At 37.1% G+C, this 20,372-nt stretch carries 16 protein-coding genes; 1 reads left to right on the top strand and 15 read right to left on the bottom strand.

From position 1 onward, the window contains the following. Positions 1-3: 3 nt before the first annotated feature. The 8 genes from polA to citZ form a co-directional block, all read right to left on the bottom strand. Positions 4-2,634: a DNA polymerase I gene (gene polA / locus KHA93_RS09770; RefSeq protein WP_213110572.1), complete on the bottom strand. Its 2,631-nt coding sequence runs from the start codon at positions 2,632-2,634 to the stop codon at positions 4-6. Between the two features lie 179 nt (positions 2,635-2,813). Continuing rightward, positions 2,814-3,839, bottom strand: coding sequence for a nuclease-related domain-containing protein (locus tag KHA93_RS09775; protein ID WP_213110573.1), 1,026 nt, complete (start codon positions 3,837-3,839; stop codon positions 2,814-2,816). 683 nt (positions 3,840-4,522) lie between these two features. Next, complete coding sequence (hflC, locus tag KHA93_RS09780; protein WP_213110574.1) at positions 4,523-5,455, bottom strand: protease modulator HflC; 933 nt, start codon at positions 5,453-5,455, stop codon at positions 4,523-4,525. Beyond that, the gene (hflK, locus tag KHA93_RS09785) at positions 5,455-6,402 is read right to left on the bottom strand and encodes an FtsH protease activity modulator HflK (RefSeq protein WP_213110575.1); all 948 of its coding nucleotides are present in this window, start codon (positions 6,400-6,402) and stop codon (positions 5,455-5,457) included. Before hflK ends, hflC begins: the two co-directional genes overlap by 1 nt. Before the next feature lie 461 nt (positions 6,403-6,863). Beyond that, positions 6,864-7,343, bottom strand: coding sequence for a MaoC/PaaZ C-terminal domain-containing protein (locus tag KHA93_RS09790; protein ID WP_213110576.1), 480 nt, complete (start codon positions 7,341-7,343; stop codon positions 6,864-6,866). A 254-nt stretch (positions 7,344-7,597) separates the two neighbouring features. Then, on the bottom strand, positions 7,598-8,536 hold the full coding sequence (gene mdh, locus KHA93_RS09795) for a malate dehydrogenase (RefSeq protein ID WP_213110577.1): 939 nt from the start codon (positions 8,534-8,536) through the stop codon (positions 7,598-7,600). Between the two features lie 227 nt (positions 8,537-8,763). Beyond that, positions 8,764-10,035, bottom strand: a complete 1,272-nt coding sequence (gene icd, locus KHA93_RS09800) for an NADP-dependent isocitrate dehydrogenase (RefSeq protein WP_213110578.1) — start codon at positions 10,033-10,035, stop codon at positions 8,764-8,766. A gap of 68 nt (positions 10,036-10,103) precedes the next feature. After that, positions 10,104-11,222, bottom strand: coding sequence for a citrate synthase (citZ, locus tag KHA93_RS09805; protein ID WP_213110579.1), 1,119 nt, complete (start codon positions 11,220-11,222; stop codon positions 10,104-10,106). Positions 11,223-11,590: 368 nt separating this feature from the next. On the opposite strand from citZ, the gene ytvI reads away from it, so the two are divergent. Further along, a complete protein-coding gene (ytvI, locus tag KHA93_RS09810; protein ID WP_213110580.1) occupies positions 11,591-12,715 on the top strand; it encodes a sporulation integral membrane protein YtvI in 1,125 nt (374 codons plus the stop codon). 182 nt (positions 12,716-12,897) lie between these two features. Here the strand turns inward: ytvI and KHA93_RS09815 are convergent, their stop codons facing one another. The 7 genes from KHA93_RS09815 to ystJ all read right to left on the bottom strand — a co-directional run bounded on the left by KHA93_RS09815 (position 12,898) and on the right by ystJ (position 20,277). Continuing rightward, positions 12,898-13,284, bottom strand: coding sequence for an FxsA family protein (locus KHA93_RS09815; protein ID WP_213110581.1), 387 nt, complete (start codon positions 13,282-13,284; stop codon positions 12,898-12,900). A gap of 183 nt (positions 13,285-13,467) precedes the next feature. Next, complete coding sequence (gene pyk, locus KHA93_RS09820) at positions 13,468-15,228, bottom strand: pyruvate kinase (RefSeq protein WP_213110582.1); 1,761 nt, start codon at positions 15,226-15,228, stop codon at positions 13,468-13,470. A gap of 181 nt (positions 15,229-15,409) precedes the next feature. Continuing rightward, positions 15,410-16,369: a 6-phosphofructokinase gene (gene pfkA, locus KHA93_RS09825; protein ID WP_213110583.1), complete on the bottom strand. Its 960-nt coding sequence runs from the start codon at positions 16,367-16,369 to the stop codon at positions 15,410-15,412. A gap of 164 nt (positions 16,370-16,533) precedes the next feature. After that, entirely contained in the window at positions 16,534-17,514 is a 981-nt protein-coding gene (accA, locus tag KHA93_RS09830; RefSeq protein ID WP_213110584.1) for an acetyl-CoA carboxylase carboxyl transferase subunit alpha, read from the bottom strand. Then, positions 17,508-18,377 (bottom strand): acetyl-CoA carboxylase, carboxyltransferase subunit beta, encoded by an 870-nt coding sequence (accD, locus tag KHA93_RS09835; protein WP_213110585.1) that lies wholly within the window; start codon positions 18,375-18,377, stop codon positions 17,508-17,510. Before accD ends, accA begins: the two co-directional genes overlap by 7 nt. A gap of 50 nt (positions 18,378-18,427) precedes the next feature. Then, entirely contained in the window at positions 18,428-19,042 is a 615-nt protein-coding gene (locus KHA93_RS09840; RefSeq protein WP_349772276.1) for a FadR/GntR family transcriptional regulator, read from the bottom strand. Then, on the bottom strand, positions 19,039-20,277 hold the full coding sequence (ystJ, locus tag KHA93_RS09845; protein ID WP_213110586.1) for an NADP-dependent malic enzyme: 1,239 nt from the start codon (positions 20,275-20,277) through the stop codon (positions 19,039-19,041). The genes KHA93_RS09840 and ystJ overlap by 4 nt, the downstream gene beginning before the upstream one ends. Positions 20,278-20,372: the final 95 nt, after the last annotated feature.

Consider the following 20,372-nt stretch of genomic DNA (forward strand, 5'->3'; position numbering starts at 1 on the left):
TGATTACTTCGCATCAAACCAAGTCGCCCCATAAGAATATTCGACTTTTAACGGGACTGATAATGGAAGAGCATTCTCCATTACATCAGGAACAATTTGTTTTAATGTTTCAATTTCATCTTTTGGAGCTTCGAAAATTAATTCGTCATGTACTTGAAGCAACAAACGCGTTTTTAATCCTTCAGCCTTTAATCGTTCAGCCATATCAATCATGGCTTTTTTTATAATATCCGCTGCACTACCTTGGATTGGCGTATTCATAGCTGTTCTTTCAGCAAAACTACGCAAATTAAAATTACGGCTTACAATTTCAGGAATATATCTTCTTCTATGCAAAAGTGTTGATACATACCCTGTTTCCCTTGCTTTCATGATGATGTCATCCATATAATTTTTTACGCCAGGGAAACTTTCCAAATAGCGCTCGATAAATTTTCCAGCTTCTTTTCTAGTAATACCAAGATTTTGCGATAATCCATAATCGCTAATCCCATATACAATTCCGAAATTAACCGCTTTTGCTTGCCTGCGCATATTACTGTCGACTTCTTCTGCAGAAACATGGAATACATCCATTGCTGTTTTTGTGTGAATGTCCATATTATGCGTGAATGCTTCTTTTAGATTTTCATCATTTGCTATTTCGGCGAGTACTCTTAGTTCAATTTGAGAGTAGTCCGACGCAAATATTACCCAATCTTCCTCCGAAGGAATAAATGCTTGTCTAATTTTCCGTCCTTCTTCAAGGCGAATCGGGATATTTTGTAGATTGGGATCAATCGAGCTCAGTCTTCCTGTCGCGGCAAGGACCTGATTAAAGCGAGTATGAACTTTATTTGAATCCTTCTGTACAACCTTTAATAACCCTTCGATATAAGTGGATTGTAATTTCCCGAGCTGTCTATAAGTTAATATTTCCTTAATGATTTCATGTTCATTTTCCAACTTTTCTAATACATCAGCAGAGGTTGAAAAGCCCGTTTTAGTTTTCTTAATAGCCGGAAGTCCTAATTTTTCAAATAAAATGACCCCCAACTGCTTAGGTGAGTTAATATTAAAGTTTTCACCTGCAAGTTCATGAATTTTAGATTCAATTTCTACTAATCTTTCGGCAAGCTCTGTTTTCATGGTTTCCAGCCTGTCGACATCTACCCTCACTCCGGTATATTCCATATCCGCAAGCACAAGTGAAAGAGGAAGTTCCAGATCATAAAATAATTCTGTTTGTTCATTTTCATCGAGTTTTTTTAGACAAGGCTGCGTTAATAGCTCAATACCTATCGCCTTTCGAACGAGATGTTCAGCTAATGTATCGCCTTCTGCGGCTTTTTTCTTCGCACCTTTTCCATAGACGGATTCGTCCGTTTTTACATCTGTATAATTATGAAGCTTAGCAACACCCGCAAAATCATCAGTTGACTCTGTAGGATTAAGTAAATAAGACCCTAGCAATAAATCAAAATCGATTCCTTTTAAATCAATCCCTTTTCTTTTTAATGCCACAATGGAAAGCTTGGCATCATACACACGTTTTTTCTTTTCTTCATCTTCCGCCCATTTTTTAAAGGCTTCTGAAGCTAGTGCTTTTTCAACTGGTAAATAAAAATGGCCATTTTCATTGGAAAGCGCAAAGCCAATTATTTCACCTGTAAAATAATTATCATCTAAAACCTCAACATAAAATGAGTTTTCATTGGCAAATATATCGTCCGTAATCGATTCTACCGTTTCATACGTAATCTCATTCACTTCGTTTGATGCATCTTCATCTACAATTTCTAATTTTTCAAGCAACGAATTAAAGCCCAACTCTTTAAAAATAGTACTGAGCTTAGATGGATCATAGCCTTCATATAAAAGATCATCGACTGAAATGCTCACAGGAGCTTCCTTCGTAATTGTGGCAAGCTCTTTACTCATAATAGCCTGGTCTTTAAATTCTTCTAGTCTTTCCTTTAATTTGTTGCCACTCACTTTGTCGATATTATTTAGCAAGTTTTCCAACGTATCAAATTGCACAAGTAACTTAATGGCAGTTTTCTCACCAACACCTGGGACACCAGGGATATTATCAGACTGGTCGCCCATTAAGCCTTTCATATCAATAATCTGGTCAGCTGTAAGTCCGTACTTTTCTTTTATATATTCAGGTGTATAACTTTCTATCTCAGTTATACCCTTTCTTGTAATGTTGACCGTAATTTTATCAGTACTGAGTTGCGTTAAGTCTTTATCTCCAGAAATAACTTGAACATCATACCCTTCTTTTCCTGCTTGTGTAGCAAGAGTTCCAATAATATCATCCGCTTCATAATTCTCAAGTTCATAACGCTTAATGCCATATGAATCTAGAAGTTCCCTCAAAAAAGGAAACTGCTCTGATAGTTCTGGCGGTGTTTTTTGGCGTCCACCTTTATATTCTTTAAATGTGGAATGGCGGAACGTTGTTTTTCCCGCATCAAACGCAACAAGAATATGTGTAGGTTTTTCTTCTTCCAATACCTTCATCAACATTGTAGTAAATCCGTAAACAGCGTTCGTATGGATCCCTTTGTCGTTATTGAGAAGTGGTAGTGCAAAAAAAGCTCGGTATGCAATGCTATTCCCGTCGATTAACATTAATTTCTTCTTCATATTTTCCTCCCACTGGAGCAGGCTCGTCCATTTGATTTATTTCTTATTTTAGCATGTAGGAATAGGAATGTGAAAACAAACAGTTGTTCCTCAATTGTAATAGCCATTGTCTTCTTTTTACTGGCTTTCCATACTATCTTACTGACCGGCTTCTTTTTTTACTAGCCAATCATATCATGTTACTTCCTGGGGCACTTGGTTACTTGCCCATCTTTATTATTTGAAACTAACTTCCTCTGTAAGTCACTTAATGATAGGTTATATGCTCTATTTCTATAGGTGCCTATGAATGATAGATTTAATGTGCGAAGTAGTTTTGAGGAAATTGAACTTGAAGAAAGTTGAAGGAAATCCTTACATTGTTGATTAGTAATTGTTTTACCTTTTAACAAATAAAAATCTATCAAAGCATGAATAAACGCAGTATTATTCTCTTGACCACAATTTGTACATAGCCACTTTCTATAAGATTTGACGATGGTTAAACTTTGACAACTCTCACAATAGATGCCTGATAATATTTCATCATCCGTTATTTGAAATTGTTCAAGAACATTAGGAAAGGCTGGGGTGTGTAGTTTCAATAGGATTCTAGATAATTTCTGCATATCTTTTTTATCAAATATTTCTTTATTATTTTTCCTGCTATAATGCAAGGTTTTTTGTAAAATAGCGGGAGTACGAATAACTTTTTCAAAAGCAAGACGGTAGTCGGGATTTATTTCAATTTTTGAGGAAGAATTAGTTACAACGACAAAAGAAGTATTTGGAAGTTGTTTATTGAAGTATTTCTTTATCAAATTTTCGAAGTGATATTGTTGATTTTGAACTTGAACAATGGGATCCAAAAACATTTCTTCCTGGTCATCAAGTGTTCGAATAAGTTGATTAAAATCAAAATACAAGTGGCCCAATATATTTTTCCCTTCGTAAATAATGAAAAAAGATGGAGTTATCAAGAGAATATCAATTTGGAAATAAGTATTACCTGCGAGCGGTAAACGGAGGTCTTGAAAAATGAGGAGGTTATCTTGCGGTAACTGTGCTAAGAAATAATCCATTGACTGTTCTCCACGATACCCCGCATAACCTTTGCTTAGTTCTTCCTGTAAGAGATTCCTTTTAGGATGGGTAAAAGAGAGACGTCTTAACAATGCTTCCAATATAAGAATTTTAATAGGTATTTCTCTTAACTTCTTAAACATAATATCACCTCTATTTTTATGTTTTTTATATATTTTAATGTTTCTTTATCTTTTCGACAGATTTTTCAAAATCCCTCCTTTTTTGACATACTCCTGGGAATATCTTTGAGTAACAATACTAAAAACTGATGATGTTATGCATAGCAGGATGGCTTTCAGGTTTATTCAATCATTTTACCAGTGAATCTGTTAAATTATTTGGCATTACAATAAGTTTTCTAGCTATCTTTTAGGCTTACTAGTGGCAATTATTTGTTTTACGCGCGATTTTCTCGACTTTATTGGCGGATGTTATCTGTTTACTAGCCGGCTTCATATGATTACTGGCCGCTCACTTCTGTTTACTGACCATTATTTGTTTTACACGCGATTTTCTCAACTTTACTGACGGATATTATATGTTTACTGGCCGGCTTCATAAGATTACTGGCCACTCGCTTCAATTTACTGGCCAGCACTTGCTTCAATGGCGATTTTCTCGACTTTACTGACGGATATTCTCTGTTTACGGGCGGGATTCATGAAATTACCGGCAGCTCGCTTCCTTTTACTGGCCAGCATTTACTTTAATGGTGGGGCATTTGATTTACTAGCCTTCTGGCAATCGATCGGTTGATTGGATGTCATTCGTTAAACTTATCGTATAAAAAAATCCCGCAAGGGTTTAACCATGCGGAATCATGTTATTTTGTATATCCCATTAGTACACGGGCATAAGGTGAATTGGAAGGAATGACAATGACTGTATCCTCGCCAATTGTTTTCTTATACGATTCTAATGTACGGTATAGGTTGTAAAATTCCTTATCCTTTGAAAAAGCGTTATTGTATATTTTTGCGGCTTCTCCTTCACCTTCAGAACGAATGACCTCCGCCTCCGATTGGGCCTTAGAAAGCATCTCGCGCACTTTACGATCTGTTTCTGCAGTGATTTTGTTCTTCTTTGCATCACCAATTGATAAGTATTCTTGTGCTTTTGATTCACGTTCTGAAACCATTCTCGTATAAACAGATTTTTCATTTTCCTCAGGTAGGTCTGTACGTTTCGTACGGACATCTGTAACGGTTATACCGTATTGATCCCTCGTTAGTAATTCATTCACCTTTTCTGTTACTCTATCATTTAAGCTACCACGTGAGGATTTTTCGTCGTTTATTATTTCATTGTAATTTATTTGCCCTAGCTCGGCGCGAACAACAGAGTAAATGAATTCTTCCATACGAGATTCAGCATTTGCTACTGTTCTAGCATTTGAAATCATTTTTCTTGGATCATCGATTTTCCAAATGGCGTAATTATCAATAATCATTCGTTTCTTATCTTTAGTATTTATTTCGGCTTGTGATACATTATACGTCATTTGATATTTTGGTAATGAAGAAACACTTTGAATAAATGGGACTTTAAATGCAAGCCCTGGCTCACTTTTAATACCAACTACTTCTCCAAACTGACGAATAACCTTATATTCACCTTCTTTTACAATAAAAGCACTTGCCATGAGTAGTATAAATAAAACAATCAATATGAGAAAAAACAATCCCATTTTCACGTATTTTCTCCACTGAAGATCAGAACTTTTACGGGATTCTAAATCGACTACTTTTTTATCCATTACTCATTCCCTCCTTCTTCCTTGGATGGTTTTGCCTGTTCTTTGTCCAATGGACGAATTGGGAAGTATTTTAATGTGTTTCCATCATCGTTCATAATATATATTTCCGCACTAGGTAAAACTTGTTCAAGTGTTTCAAGGGTCAAACGTTCACGAGTTATTTCAGGGTTTGTCTTGTATTGTTCATACAATTTATTAAAAACAGCAACATCACCACGGGCTAATTCAATTCTTGCTGATTTTTCTCCTTCAGCCTTGGAAATGATAGCTGCTTTTTCACCTTCTGCTTCATTCATACGCTTATTTTCATATTTTTGAGCTTCATTAATCTTCGTATTCATTGTTTCACGAGCATCTGTAACTGCTGTAAAGGCGCTACGTACTTCTTGGTTTGGAAGCTCAACATCTTTCAAGTTAACCGCTAAAATTGAGATGCCAATATCATATTTTTCTAATAAGGTCGTAAGCAAGTCTCTGACCTCTGCTTCAATTTCAGCTTTTCCTGATGTCAAAGCATCATCAATCTTAGAACTTCCAATGATGCTTCTTAGCGATGCTGATGTTGCATCATATAAAATTTCTTGAGGCTTCTCAGAATTAAATAAGTATTTTTTGGGGTCAGTGATTTTCCATTGGACTACTAAATCGGCAAGAACAATGTTTTCATCACCAGTAATCATTTTTGTTTCACTGGACTTTCCATTAGCTTCTTTAAAACCAAAGTCTAGCTTCAATGTTTCACGAGCTAGCTTTTTCACATTTTGAACTGGCCACGGTAATTTGAAATGAAGCCCAGGTTCCGTAATCGTCTCATTCGCTTTTCCAAATGTCATAATTACAGCCTGATCGGATTCATCTACCGTATACCAAGATGTAAATACAACGATAGAAAGTACAATGACCGCGATGACAAGTCCCGTAACTGTGTATATTCTCTTTAAGCTCATATTTCACTTTCCTTTCTCCTATTCACTCAGTTATTGTATACGTTCAACAATATAATTGGTTTCATAAAAATCAAAGATTGTAAAAGAAATAGAATGGTACTTTCCAAAAGTGAGTATTTTCTGAGACGAAAGATGACTTTGTTAACGTGAAATGAGAAGAAGGGGATTTGCTTTAATTAAGATAAGATGAGGAAAATATCACTTGAGCCGCTTGCGTGTGGATCACGAATAGAATTCAAAAATCGAATGATCGGCATCGAATATTCAAAAAAATGGAGGGGCTGTCCCGAATCATTACGGATCGAGACTGAAATACGAAAAAAGTGATAGATTTGTTAAAAGGATTCGAAAAAAGCGAAAGATCTCTCCCAATTGGTTCTTAAATAATTCTATACTTTATAAATATAAAGCACATTAAAATAAGTCCAGATTCATTTGAACCTGGACCGTGATTTTAAATATTATATTTTTGTATGTTGTTCATCCTCTTCAGCCGATTCAATATGTTGCGGAGGGCAAACTTCGAGAGTGCCTTTAATGACCGTATCTTCCTGTTCATCGGTTGCTTGGACATGGATGGTAATTATTCGACGATCTCGGTTGATTTTAACGACTTCAAATAAAAATTGGATAGTGTCATAGTGGTAAACAGGCTTAACGAATTCAATTTCCTGTTTTAAAATATGTGAGCCTGGCCCTGGCATGTATTTGGAAATAGCGGAGGTAATTATGCCAGTAAGCATAATGGATGGTACAATTGGCTTTTTATAGTCTGTCTGTGAAGCGTAATCGTGTTGAATGTATAATGGGTTTGCATCATTCGTCAAACCTAAAAAAAGCAACAAATCCTTATCTTCAATCTTCTCAGTTAGCGACAATTTTTCCCCAGTCGATATTTCCTCCAGCTTTCTGCCAAGCTTACGTTTTTTCCCCAATAACAACACATCACCTCATCCGTTTATTTGACACCTATATGGGATTGCGCTCTGATTTTTACTTAATTACGTAAAAATCTAAAACACCTATCGAAGGCTAACATAATCAAGCTAGACCACCAGTTATCATATTGAAAAGCATCCGCTGATTTTAGTTAGCGCTTTCATTGGTTTGGCATTATAATACCATGAAATGAAACGTTATAGAAGCAAAAAAGCTGTTCCAATTCATATTCCTTGGAACAGCTCTAAAAACAATACTATGCAAGAACTTTCATAACTTCACGAACTGAATTTGCAGATTTCTCTAGAGCTGCTTTTTCATCTTCAGTAAGATCAAGTTCAATAATTTTTTCTATACCGTCTTTTCCAAGGATTGTTGGAACACCTAGATAGATGCCTTCAAATCCATACTCACCTTCAAGGTAAGCAATTGATGGAAGAACACGACGTTGATCTTTTACAATCGCTTCAACCATTTCTACTAAAGAAGCAGCTGGAGCGTAATATGCACTACCATTACCTAATAAGTTGACGATTTCGCCGCCACCTTTTCTTGTTCTTTCAACAATGGCGTCAAGTCGTTCTTGAGGAATTAATTTCTCAAGTGGAATTCCACCTGCATAAGAATAACGGACAAGAGGAACCATATCATCTCCATGTCCTCCTAAAACGAATCCTGTTACGTCTTTAACAGATAGATTTAATTCTTGAGCAACGAATGTACGGAAACGCGCAGTATCGAGAACTCCGGATTGACCAATTACACGATTTTTAGGAAAACCTGATTCTTTGAATACTGTATAGGTCATCGCATCTACAGGATTAGTGAGAACAATAATATAGCAGTTCGGGGAATTCTTCACGATTTCCTTCGTTACACTCTTCATAACTTTTTGGTTTATTTGTACCAAATCGTCACGGCTCATTCCTGGTTTACGCGCGATTCCTGCAGTGATTACAACGACATCAGAATCCTTCGTATCTTCATAATTTGAAGTACCTGTAATGTTTGCATCGAATCCTTGAACAGGACCAGCTTCAAGCATATCAAGTGCTTTTCCTTTTGTCGGATTTTCCATTTGAGGGATATCTACTAAAACAACGTCACCAAGTTCTTTTTGTGCGAGTAAAAATGCAGTGGTGGCTCCAGTAAAACCGCCGCCAATTACTGAAATCTTTTTCCGCTTCATTGCCATGAGAAATTCCCTTCTTTCATAAAATTAGGATTAGGTAGAAAAGCGAGCGCATCCGCTTTGGCGGTTTGCGCTCGTGTATATTGCATATTATATGACGCAGGCCCTATCGATTAGAGATCTTTAGACCATTTTACTATGATAAGTTAACATTGATTGCCTTTCAGCTCACTCTGTTTTTTCACCTCAGTCAAAGAGATCCTAATGTCGATGGAAGGCACTTACGCAAATTAAGCCATATTTTCGATCAATGCTGTTGCGAACTCAGAAGTTTTAACTTCTGTTGCACCTTCCATGAGGCGTGCAAAGTCGTAAGTAACAACTTTTGATTCGATAGTTTTTTCAACTGATTTAATGATTAAGTCAGCTGCTTCATTCCATCCAAGATGCTCAAGCATGAGGACACCTGAAAGAAGGACTGAAGATGGATTTACTTTATCAAGTCCTGCGTATTTTGGAGCTGTACCATGAGTTGCTTCAAAAATCGCGTGACCTGTTTCATAGTTGATGTTTGCACCAGGTGCAATTCCAATTCCACCTACTTGAGCAGCAAGTGCATCGGAAATATAGTCTCCGTTCAAGTTCATTGTAGCCACTACATCAAACTCTTTCGGACGAGTTAAAATTTGTTGTAGGAAAATATCAGCGATGGAGTCTTTAATGATAATTTTTCCAGCAGCTTCTGCATCGGACTGAGCTTTATTTGCTGCATCAGTTCCTTGCTCCGCTTTAATTCTGTCATATTGATCCCAAGTGAATACTTTGTCACCGAATTCTTCTTCGGCAAGCTCATATCCCCAATTTTTAAACGCACCTTCCGTAAATTTCATGATGTTACCTTTATGAACAAGTGTTACGGATTTGCGTCCTTCTTTAATGGCATAATTGATTGCCGCACGAACTAGACGTTTAGTACCTTCAGCAGATACAGGTTTGATTCCAATTCCAGAAGTTTCAGGGAAACGAATTTTGTTAACTCCCATTTCTTCTTGAAGGAATTTAATTACTTTTTTAACTTCGTCAGAGCCTTCTTTATACTCAATACCTGCATAGATATCTTCTGTATTTTCACGGAAAATAACCATGTCTGTATCTTCAGGACGCTTAATTGGTGAAGGAACACCTTGGAAATAGCGAACCGGACGTAAGCATACAAATAAATCAAGCTCTTGACGTAGAGCAACGTTTAATGAACGGATTCCACCGCCGATAGGTGTTGTAAGTGGTCCTTTAATCGCAATAAAGTATTCACGAATTGTATCAAGTGTTTCTTCAGGAAGCCATTCGCCAAATTTATTGAATGCTTTTTCTCCTGCATACACTTCTTTCCATTCGATTTTCTTTTCGCCTGCATAAGCTTTTTCAACTGCTGCATCCATTACTCTTTGAGCTGCAGCCCAAATGTCAGGACCGATCCCGTCTCCTTCAATAAAAGGGATGATTGGGTTATTAGGTGTATGTAAAACACCATTTTCTACAGTAATTTTTTCACCTTGTGACATAAATTTTCCCTCCTGTTACAATCTCAACTACTAATATTATCAGAAAAACTGACTATTTTCTATATAAGTCAATTTCTCTCATCGACTGGTACATAGTTTCTTAATCCTGGGCCTGTATATTCGGCACGTGGACGGATCAAGCGGTTATTCTCATATTGTTCAAGAATATGCGCAAGCCAACCTGATACACGCGATACAGCAAAGATTGGTGTAAATAAATCATGATCAATTCCTAAGCTATGATAAACAGAAGCTGAATAGAAATCTACATTTGGTGGCAATGGCTTTTGAGAAGTAAATACTTCATGGACTTTTGCAGAAATTTCATACCACTGAGGCTCGCCTGTAACTTCTGTAAGTTTCTTCGACATTTCTTGTAAATGTTTAGCACGAGGATCACCTTTACGGTAAACGCGATGTCCGAAGCCCATAATTTTTTCTTTATTACTTAGCTTGTCCAAAACATATTTTTCAGCATTTTCTGGGCTGCCAATTTCAGACAACATTTTCATAACTTGTTCATTAGCTCCACCGTGTAGTGGTCCTTTTAATGCTCCGATAGCAGCAGTAATTCCTGAGTAAACATCGGAAAGAGTAGCTACACAAACACGCGCAGTAAAAGTAGAAGCATTTAGCTCATGGTCTGCATGAAGAACCAACGCTTTATTAAAAGCCTCGACTTCAATTTGTTCAGGCTCTTTCCCTTTTAGCATGTAAAGGAAGTTTTCTGCAAAACTGAGGTCCTTACGCGGAGCAATTGGAGTTAGCCCTTTTCTAACTCGAGCAAAAGCTGCTACGATAGTAGGCATTTTTGCTTGTAGACGAATAGCTTTTCTATAATTTGCTTCTTTATCCATCACATCTGCTTCTTCATCGTAAAGGCCAAGAGCAGAAACTGCTGTACGCAGGGCAGCCATTGGATGAACCTTATCGATTGGATATGTTTTAAAGCTATCAATTATTTCTTGAGGAAGGTCCATATTATCCGCTAATTGTTGTTTAAGCTCTTGTAGCTGTTCACTATTTGGCAATTCCAAGTGCCATAGTAAGTAAATGATTTCTTCAAAGCTGGCTTTTTCGGCTAAGTCATCGATATTATAACCAACATATGTAAGAGTGTCGTCTATGATTGAACTTATAGAGGACGTAGTTGCAACTATTCCTTCTAAACCACTTGTTGCTGTCATAAAAAAAATCTCTCCTTTATCTTTCTTTTCTAACATAAATAAAATTTAGCATTGTAAATATATGCTGTTAAAATCTTGATAAAAAGATAGTGTGGATGCATACATATTCTATTATAGACAATTCATTTATCTTGTCTATAAATTCATTCCATGTATTCTTCTTCCTTAGACATTATAACCAAATCTTTTGTCTTTGGAAATGAAAACGCTTATGAGCATTTATTTATTTGGATAACTTAATTAAAATCATAGTTGAAATTCCCTATGTTGTTTGAAAAGAAATCAACATAGTTTAACGAAGCCAACGGGATTAAAAAAATGATATAATAATGGAAAATATTAAAGTGATTACAAAGTGAGGTGGCTATGTGAAGCGTGAGAATATTGATAAAATAATTCGATTTTTACTTGTGGTAGGAGTCGTAGTTATTTCCCTAATGTTACTTTATTATATTTCAAAAGTAACATATCCCTTCATCATAGCAATCGTGATTGCTATGATCATCAATCCTGCTGTTCACTTCTTAGAAAAAAGCTGGAAGTTTCCTAGAGTCTTAGCTGTTCTAACTTCATTACTTCTGTTAATCGCGATATTTACCGGCCTAATCACGCTACTGATTGCGGAAATTGTGTCGGGAGCAACTTATTTCTCCAACGTTGTACCAGAACATGTGAAAACATTAATCAATTACTTTGAAGATCTTTTTGCTGGACAAGTCATTCCATTTTATAACAAAATCGCAAGTATGTTTAAGGGGCTTGATAGTGGCCAGCAAGAAACCATAATGGAAAGTATAAAAAACACTGGCAACAAAATAACGGAAAGCGCGACAGTTTTTTTGCAAAATTTCTTTTTAAAGCTTCCTGCACTCGTGTCATGGATTCCGAATGCCGCGACTGTGCTTGTCTTTTCTTTACTTGCAACATTTTTCATAAGCAAAGATTGGGAAAAACTTACAATTTGGTTTAGTCGCTTTATTCCCGAGAAGGCAAAATCGAGTGGAAAAACTGTTTTTGCAGATTTAAAAAAAGCACTTGTTGGATTTATTAAAGCCCAATTGACGCTAATTTCGATTACGCTTGTAATCGTATTAATTGGACTTCTAATATTACGTGTGAATTATGCCATCACGATTGCACTTATTACAGGGATCGTGGATTTACTTCCTTATTTAGGTACGGGAACTGTTTTTATCCCATGGATTATTTACGAGATTTTAACTGGGAATTATGGGCTGGCACTAGGTCTCGGTATTCTGTACACGGTCGTCGTCGTTCAACGACAAGTAATGGAACCTAAAATCCTATCTTCAAATATTGGTTTGAATCCTTTAGCAACCCTTGTTGCCTTATTTGTTGGTTTTAAGCTTATTGGATTTTTAGGTCTTATCCTAGGTCCTGTAACACTCGTTTTAATCACTACCCTTCATAGAGCAAATGTCTTCAAAGATGTTTGGAATTATATTAATGGAACACCACCAATCATAAAGTAAAAGAGACTATATTGTAGAATTTCAGACTGTAAAAAAACGCTTGCTTTCTTCATTGCTCACCTTCTTGTGGTGTTCATGCCATGTATGGCAACTCCGCTACACAGAAGGCTTGCACCTCGAAAGACAAGCGTTTTAACTTGTTTGAACGTAGTCTACAAACTGAGAGCCACCATAGTAAACTCTTATCTATAAATATAAATTTGTTTTCGACTAATCCATTTCTTTATCAATTTTAATAAAAATGGTCTCATGGCATATCTTGAAACGGGAAGTAGAAGTAACAATCCCATGATGTCAGTTAAGAATCCAGGTGTTAACAATAGTAAACCACCTGCTAGAATACAGACCCCATCTAGCATAGCATTTCCCGGGGGAATTCCAGAGCGCAATTCGTTTTGTACTCTTCTTAAAGCTTCTAATCCTTGCTTTTTGGCAAAATAGGCTCCCACGATCCCCGTAAGGATAATTAACCCTACTGTTGGAAGTACACCAATCGTTTTTCCAGAAAGAATAAACAAACCAATTTCTATTGCTGGAATAACAATGAAAAGTAAAATAATGAATCTCAATTTGTTTCACTTCTCTCGTCGATTTTTTTACATTATAACATTTTCTTGCAAGAAAAATAAAAATGCCGGACTGAGTCTGAGTCCGGCATTTTTACATTTTTAGGCTTTGTTAAACTGGTATGTTGTTTTCCACTACCATTAACTTAGCGTGAAATAAACAATGAGCATTTACAAAGCGAATTTTTAAAGTACACTTGCATGTCCGTTGTATATAATTCCACGTGTAGCATCGACTGTGATGTCTTGACCATCTTTAATGATCTTGGTTGCATCTTCAACACCAACGATCACAGGAATTCCCAAGTTTATACCTACTACTGCTGCATGACTTGTTAATCCACCTTCTTCTGTGATTAAAGCAGAACAATTTTCTAAAAGAGATACCATTTCTCTATCCGTTCCGATTGCAACCATGACAGAACCTGGAACGATCTTTTCTTTTGCTTCCATCGCATCCTTCACAATTACAGCCTTACCGAATGCTGATTTTCTTCCAATGCCTTGTCCTTTCGCCAAAACATCACCGACAACATGGACCTTCATTAAATTAGTTGTCCCTTTTTCGCCTACCGGAACGCCACCTGTAATAATGATAAGATCTCCATGTTGGACTAAGCCTGTATTTAAGCTTTCCTCTACTGCGCGCTCAAGCATTTCATCCGTAGTTGAAACTTTTTGCCCCATTTGAGGGTATACACCCCATTTTAAGGAAAGCCTACGTACGATCGCCTCATTATATGTAACGGCGATAATTGGAGCTTTAGGGCGATATTTTGAAATCATACGAGCTGTATGGCCGCTTTCAGTCGGCGCTACAATCGCACTAACTTCTAAATTAATTGCAGTATGTGCAACAGATTGACAAATCGCATCTGTCATATTTGGCTCGCTGTTTTTTCTTAAATAAGTCAAAATTTCTTGATAATTGAGTGCTTTTTCAGTAGAAACTGCAATATTATGCATCGTTTGAACAGCTTCCACAGGGTAAGAACCAGCAGCTGTTTCGCCAGAAAGCATGACTGCATCAGTTCCATCAAAAATAGCATTTGCAACGTCACTTGCTTCGGCTCTAGTAGGTCTAGGGTTGCGTTGCATAGAGTCAAGCATTTGTGTAGCTGTGATAACTGGCTTTCCTACTTCATTACATTTTCGGATCAATTGCTTTTGAACTAGAGGAACTGCCTCTGTAGGAATTTCTACACCTAAATCTCCACGTGCTACCATTAATCCGTCAGAAACGGCTAAAATCTCATCGATATTGTCTACGCCTTCCTGATTTTCAATCTTAGGAATAATATTGATATAGGAACCGCCATTTTCTTCGAGAAGTTGTCTAATTTCTAAAACATCCGTTGCCCTTCTTACGAACGAAGCTGCGATGAAATCAACACCTTGCTCAATTCCAAATAAAATATCTTTCGCATCTTTCTCCGTCATTCCCGGAAGATTGACAGATACACCAGGAACATTTACACCCTTTTTATTTTTCAAAATACCGCTATTTAATACTTTCGTTACAATTTCACTTGATTCTCTCTTAATTTCTACCACTTCAAGACCAATTAAGCCGTCATCCAATAGGATTTTTGAACCTTTATGAACATCATTGATTAATCCTGGATAAGAAATTGAGAATTTTTCTTCCGTTCCCTCTACTTCTTCCATGGCAACGATGACGCTCGTACCTTCTTTAAGTTCAATGGATCCATCTTTCATGTCGTGTGTTCTAATTTCAGGACCTTTTGTATCTAATAAAATTCCAATATTTTTTCCGGTTTTTTTTGCAGCTTCTCGAATATTAATGATTCTATTTAAATGTTCTTGATGATCACCATGTGAAAAATTTAAACGGGCTACATTCATTCCTGCATTAATTAAATTAAGAAGTGTTTCTGGATTTTCACTTGCCGGTCCTATCGTACAAACTATTTTTGTCTTCTTCATGTTTATTTCCTCCTAAGATCTCAGACGCTTGCTACATATGTAAGAGTTGATCACATCAATGACTATTTGGCGGTATCGATTTATTTTTCTATTATATCTGTAAGATAACATCCGCCGTCGTTATCTATAAGAAAGTTTCCCCTAAATCTATTATCTAATGGTAATTCCCTAACGCTGGATGTTAAATAGATAAAATTTGTGACAAATCGTACATGTCTGCTGAGAATGTTCTTGGCTGTCCAATCACACTTATTATATCATTATCAATGATTTTATCTTTTTCAATTCCAACTGTTCTTCCGCCTTTTCCATCCATGAGCAATTCAACCGCCCTTGCTCCAAGACGACTCGCCAAAACGCGGTCAAAACCAGTTGGAGTGCCTCCTCTCTGAATATGTCCTAATACAGATACTCTCGTTTCAATATCGATTGAATTTTTTAGTTCCTTAGCAAAATCAGTAGCACTCATTACACCTTCAGCAACAATGATAATACTATGCTTTTTACCACGTTTTTGTCCACTTTGCAGGCGCTCAACAATATTGTCCATATCGTATTTCTCTTCTGGAACAAGAATCGTTTCGGCACCACCTGCAAGTCCTGCCCATAGTGCTATATCACCTGCATCCCGTCCCATTACTTCAATAATAAAAGTCCGCTCGTGAGAAGTTGCTGTGTCACGAATTCTATCAATGGAATCTAGAACTGTGTTCAATGCTGTATCAAACCCAATCGTAAATTGAGTTCCAGAAATATCATTGTCAATTGTAGCTGGAACACCGATGCATGGAAATCCTTGCTCTGTCAATGCTTTTGCGCCCATAAATGAACCATCTCCACCAATGACAACCAAAGCATCAATTCCAAATTTTTTCAGTTGTTCTATTCCTTTTTGCTGACCTTCTTTAGTTTTAAATTCATCACAACGCGCTGAGCGAAGCATCGTACCGCCACGATGAATAATATCCCCTACAGATCCAAGTTCAAGCTGTTTAATATTTCCATTGATTAAACCGCTGTATCCTTGATAAATACCATATGCCTCAAGTCCATTATAAATAGACTTTCTTACTACGGCTCTAATGGCAGCGTTCATACCCGGTGCATCTCCACCACTTGTTAAAACACCTATTCTCTTCAATTTTTCCACCTCGATGTTCATATTAACTAAATATACTTAGTTTTTATAATATGTAAAAATATATTTTAATTAATTTAAAAATACCATTTTATCGACAGTTTCTCAAATTTTTCATAGAATCGCTATATAAGCATTAAAGAAGGCATTGCGCAATAGGCAATACCTTAAGAGTGAATATTTTCATATCGATTTATTTCTGTATATTTACCCATACGTTTATATTTTTGATATCGGTCTTCAATAAGCTTTTCGACCGGGACCGATTGAAGCTGTTGAAGAGCTTTTAATAAAACTTTATCAATTGCCTGCGCTTGGCCTTCAACATCTTTATGGGCCCCACCTTTTATTTCTGGAATGATTTCATCAATAATTCCTAGTTCTTTTAAATCAGGCGCTGTAATTCTCATCGCTTCCGCAGCCTTTTTAGCTTGAGAAGCATCCTTCCATAAAATAGATGCTGCTCCCTCTGGAGTAATGACGGAATAAGTAGAATTCTCAAGCATGAAAATACGATCGCCAACCCCTAAGGCAAGGGCACCACCACTGCCACCTTCTCCAGTTACAATACAAACTATCGGAACCTTAAGCCCGGCCATTTCAAACAGATTTCTTGCTATCGCTTCACTTTGTCCTCGTTCTTCAGCAGCTTTTCCAGGATAAGCACCTTTCGTATCAATGAAGCATATAATTGGACGGTTAAATTTCTCCGCTTGCTTCATGAGACGCAACGCCTTCCTATATCCTTCTGGATGAGGCATTCCGAAATTACGGCGGATATTTTCTTTCGTATCCCTTCCACGTTGGTGACCAACAATAGTCACTGGAATACCTTTATACTTTGCGATTCCACCAACTAGGGCAGTATCATCACCGAACACTCTATCTCCATGAAGTTCAAGAAAATCTGTAAAAAGTAAATCTACATAGTCCAGTGTTGTTGGTCTATTAGCATGTCTTGCAACTTGTACACGATCCCATGGAGCCATATTATCATATATATCTTTTTCAAGTTTTTCTAAACGTGCTTCTAGTTTATCTATTTCCTCAGACAAATCCACTTCGGAGTTTTTAGTGAACTCCCTGAGTTCCGCAATTTTATTTCGCAGTTCAAGTACAGGTTTTTCAAATTCCAATCCACTTACCATATGAGCTCACCTTCTTGCTGATGGATTTCTAGTACAGTTGTTAGTTTTTCTTTAATATCTTGGCGGTGGATAACGGCATCAAGCTGACCATGATCAAGAAGAAACTCAGCTGTTTGAAAATCGTCAGGAAGCTCTTCTCTTATTGTTTGCTCAATGACTCGACGGCCAGCAAATCCAATTAATGCTCCCGGTTCAGCAAAATTAAAATCTCCCAATGAAGCAAAGCTTGCTGAAACTCCACCAGTGGTAGGATGTGTCATAAATGAAATGATTAACCCACCCTTATCGCTAAACATTTTTAACGCTGCGCTAGTTTTAGCCATTTGCATTAGCGATAAAACGCCTTCTTGCATCCTTGCTCCACCCGATGCTGTAAAAATTAAAAAAGGCACGTCGAGCTTAGCGGCTTCCTCAATTGCCCTTGCTATTTTTTCACCTACAACTGAGCCCATGCTTCCCATTCTAAAATGTGAATCCATAATCGCAATAACAACGTTGAAGCCATTAATGGAACCAGTTCCTGTTAATATGGCCTCATCCAAATTCGTATTTTTCTTATCTTTTTCAAGCTTTTCTAAATATCCTGGGAATTCGAGTGGATTTGCAGATGCAATTTTCTCTTCAAATGCAACGAATGATCCTTCATCAATCAGACTTTCCACTCGCTCATATGCAGTCATTCTCATATGATGGTCACAATGCAGACACACCTTTAAGTTTTTTTGCAAATCCTTTGTATACATGATTTTTCTACATTCTGGACATTTAGTCATAATTCCTTCTGGAACATCTTGTTTTGATGCTTCCGAAGGAATGGCAGCATATTTTTTCTTTTTAGGTTTAGAAAAAAGGTCCTTTAACAATCTGAGTCCCCCTAAAACGACTTTTATTAACTAGTTAGTATTTTAATCTTCTAAATGAGAAATTGACTAGTGTCCTTTCTCTCATAAATAGCTATAGCTTTATCAAAATTTCCTTCTATGAGTGCGTCTAAAAAAGGTATAGCACCATTTGACATATGTTGGCCTTGGTTGTCCATTATTTCTGCGGAGTAACTTTTTAATACTTCCCAAATCCTAAATAGGAGGCGATTACTCTCTAGCCCCATAATCTTATCAAAAAGGTTTGAACATTCTTTATATGCATTCTTTCGAAGGGTAAGAAGCTGCTCTTTATCTGTTAATGAGCAAATATTTCTGATGATATCTTTTTCAAGAATTTCTCTCGTTTTCGTTATATCGTTTTTAACATTTGGATCTTCTAAAATAAACATACCAAGCAATTTAATCAGCTGATTGTTTTTAAAATCTGCTAAAAAGGTCCCTTCTCCTCTACGTGTCTCAATCAATCCTAAAAGTTCAAGTGACCTGAGAGCTTCACGGACTGAGGAGCGACCCACTTTAAGTCGCTCTGTTAATTCACGTTCAGATGGAATCTTGTCACCCTGCTTTAAACCATCATCTGATATCATTTGCCGAATATCTTTTACGATACTAAGATAAACTTTTGATTGGCTCACTTCTTTCACTCGCCTTTTCCTATCACTGCGAGCCGCATCGTCCTTTCCCTAACCTCTTCCGGATCTACTTTTATCCGAGCAACTCCTGTTTCCATCGCAGCTTTCGCGACTGCTGCTGCAACTTGAGGAGCGACTCTAGGATCAAATGGACCTGGAATAACATAATGAGGAGACAGTTCTTCCTCAGAAATCAGGTCCGCAATGGCTGAAACGGCTGCCTGTTTCATTTTTTCATTAATATGAGTGGCTCTAACATCGAGTGCGCCTCTAAAAATCCCAGGGAATGCTAGGACGTTATTTACTTGATTCGGGAAATCTGAACGTCCTGTTCCGATTACTTTTGCTCCCGCTTCCATAGCATCTTCTGGCATTATTTCCGGTACTGGGTTCGCCATTGCAAAAATAATCGGCTCGGGGTTCATGGATTGAATCATATCTTTCGTTAAAGCTCCTGCAACGGATACACCGATAAAAACATCTGCACCTTTAATAACATCTTTTAGGCTTCCACTTAGTTTATCTCGATTCGTATATTTAGCAACAGCTGCTTTTACATCATTCATGCCTTCAGGACGCCCTTCGTATATCGCACCCTTTGTATCACACATGATTATATCTCGAACGCCATAACTATATAAAAGTTTAATAATAGCAATACCTGCAGCTCCAGCACCATTCGCCACGACCCTTATACTGGACATTCTTCGCTCTGTTAATTTGAGCGCGTTCACCAACCCGGCGACAGTTACAATCGCAGTACCATGCTGATCATCATGAAATATAGGAATATTAGTTTCTTTCTTTAATCTTTCCTCAATAACGAAACAATTCGGAGCGGCGATATCTTCCAGATTTACTCCCCCGAAATTCGGCTCTAGAAATTTAACAGTCTGAATGATTTCTTCGATATTATTTGTATTCAAACAAATGGGAAAAGCGTCAACACCGGCAAAGCTTTTGAAGAGAACTGCTTTTCCTTCCATTACAGGCAAGGCTGCTTCAGGTCCTATATTTCCAAGCCCTAAAACGGCAGTACCGTCAGAAACAACTGCTACCATATTACCTTTCATTGTATAATCGTAAACTGTCTCTGGTTTTTCATAAATTTCTTTACAAGGCTCTGCTACACCAGGTGAATACGCAAGACTTAAATCTTTAGCGTTTTTCACTTCAACTTTTGATTTTGATTCCAGTTTTCCTATGTGTATCTTGTGCATATGCAGTGCTTCTTCACGCAAAGTCAAAGAGTTTCACTCCTTCTATTACTGAATCCACTGAAAGTGCCTTATACCAAAACAGCCGTTATAAATCTTAAGTAAAAAGTGGTCTGACCACAAAA

This window comes from Lederbergia citrisecunda, assembly GCF_018343695.1.
GTDB lineage: Bacteria > Bacillota > Bacilli > Bacillales > Bacillaceae_C > Lederbergia > Lederbergia citrisecunda.

What these genes read in the sequence shown, in the direction of transcription:
- citZ (WP_213110579.1), bottom strand. Translation starts at nt 11,222, where the DNA reads ATGACAGCAACAAGTGGTTTAGAAGGAATAGTTGCAACTACGTCCTCT.
- pyk (WP_213110582.1), bottom strand. Translation starts at nt 15,228, where the DNA reads ATGAAGAAGACAAAAATAGTTTGTACGATAGGACCGGCAAGTGAAAAT.
- mdh (WP_213110577.1), bottom strand. Translation starts at nt 8,536, where the DNA reads ATGGCAATGAAGCGGAAAAAGATTTCAGTAATTGGCGGCGGTTTTACT.
- icd (WP_213110578.1), bottom strand. Translation starts at nt 10,035, where the DNA reads ATGTCACAAGGTGAAAAAATTACTGTAGAAAATGGTGTTTTACATACA.
- hflK (WP_213110575.1), bottom strand. Translation starts at nt 6,402, where the DNA reads ATGAGCTTAAAGAGAATATACACAGTTACGGGACTTGTCATCGCGGTC.
- hflC (WP_213110574.1), bottom strand. Translation starts at nt 5,455, where the DNA reads ATGGATAAAAAAGTAGTCGATTTAGAATCCCGTAAAAGTTCTGATCTT.
- accA (WP_213110584.1), bottom strand. Translation starts at nt 17,514, where the DNA reads ATGGTAAGTGGATTGGAATTTGAAAAACCTGTACTTGAACTGCGAAAT.
- KHA93_RS09775 (WP_213110573.1), bottom strand. Translation starts at nt 3,839, where the DNA reads ATGTTTAAGAAGTTAAGAGAAATACCTATTAAAATTCTTATATTGGAA.
- polA (WP_213110572.1), bottom strand. Translation starts at nt 2,634, where the DNA reads ATGAAGAAGAAATTAATGTTAATCGACGGGAATAGCATTGCATACCGA.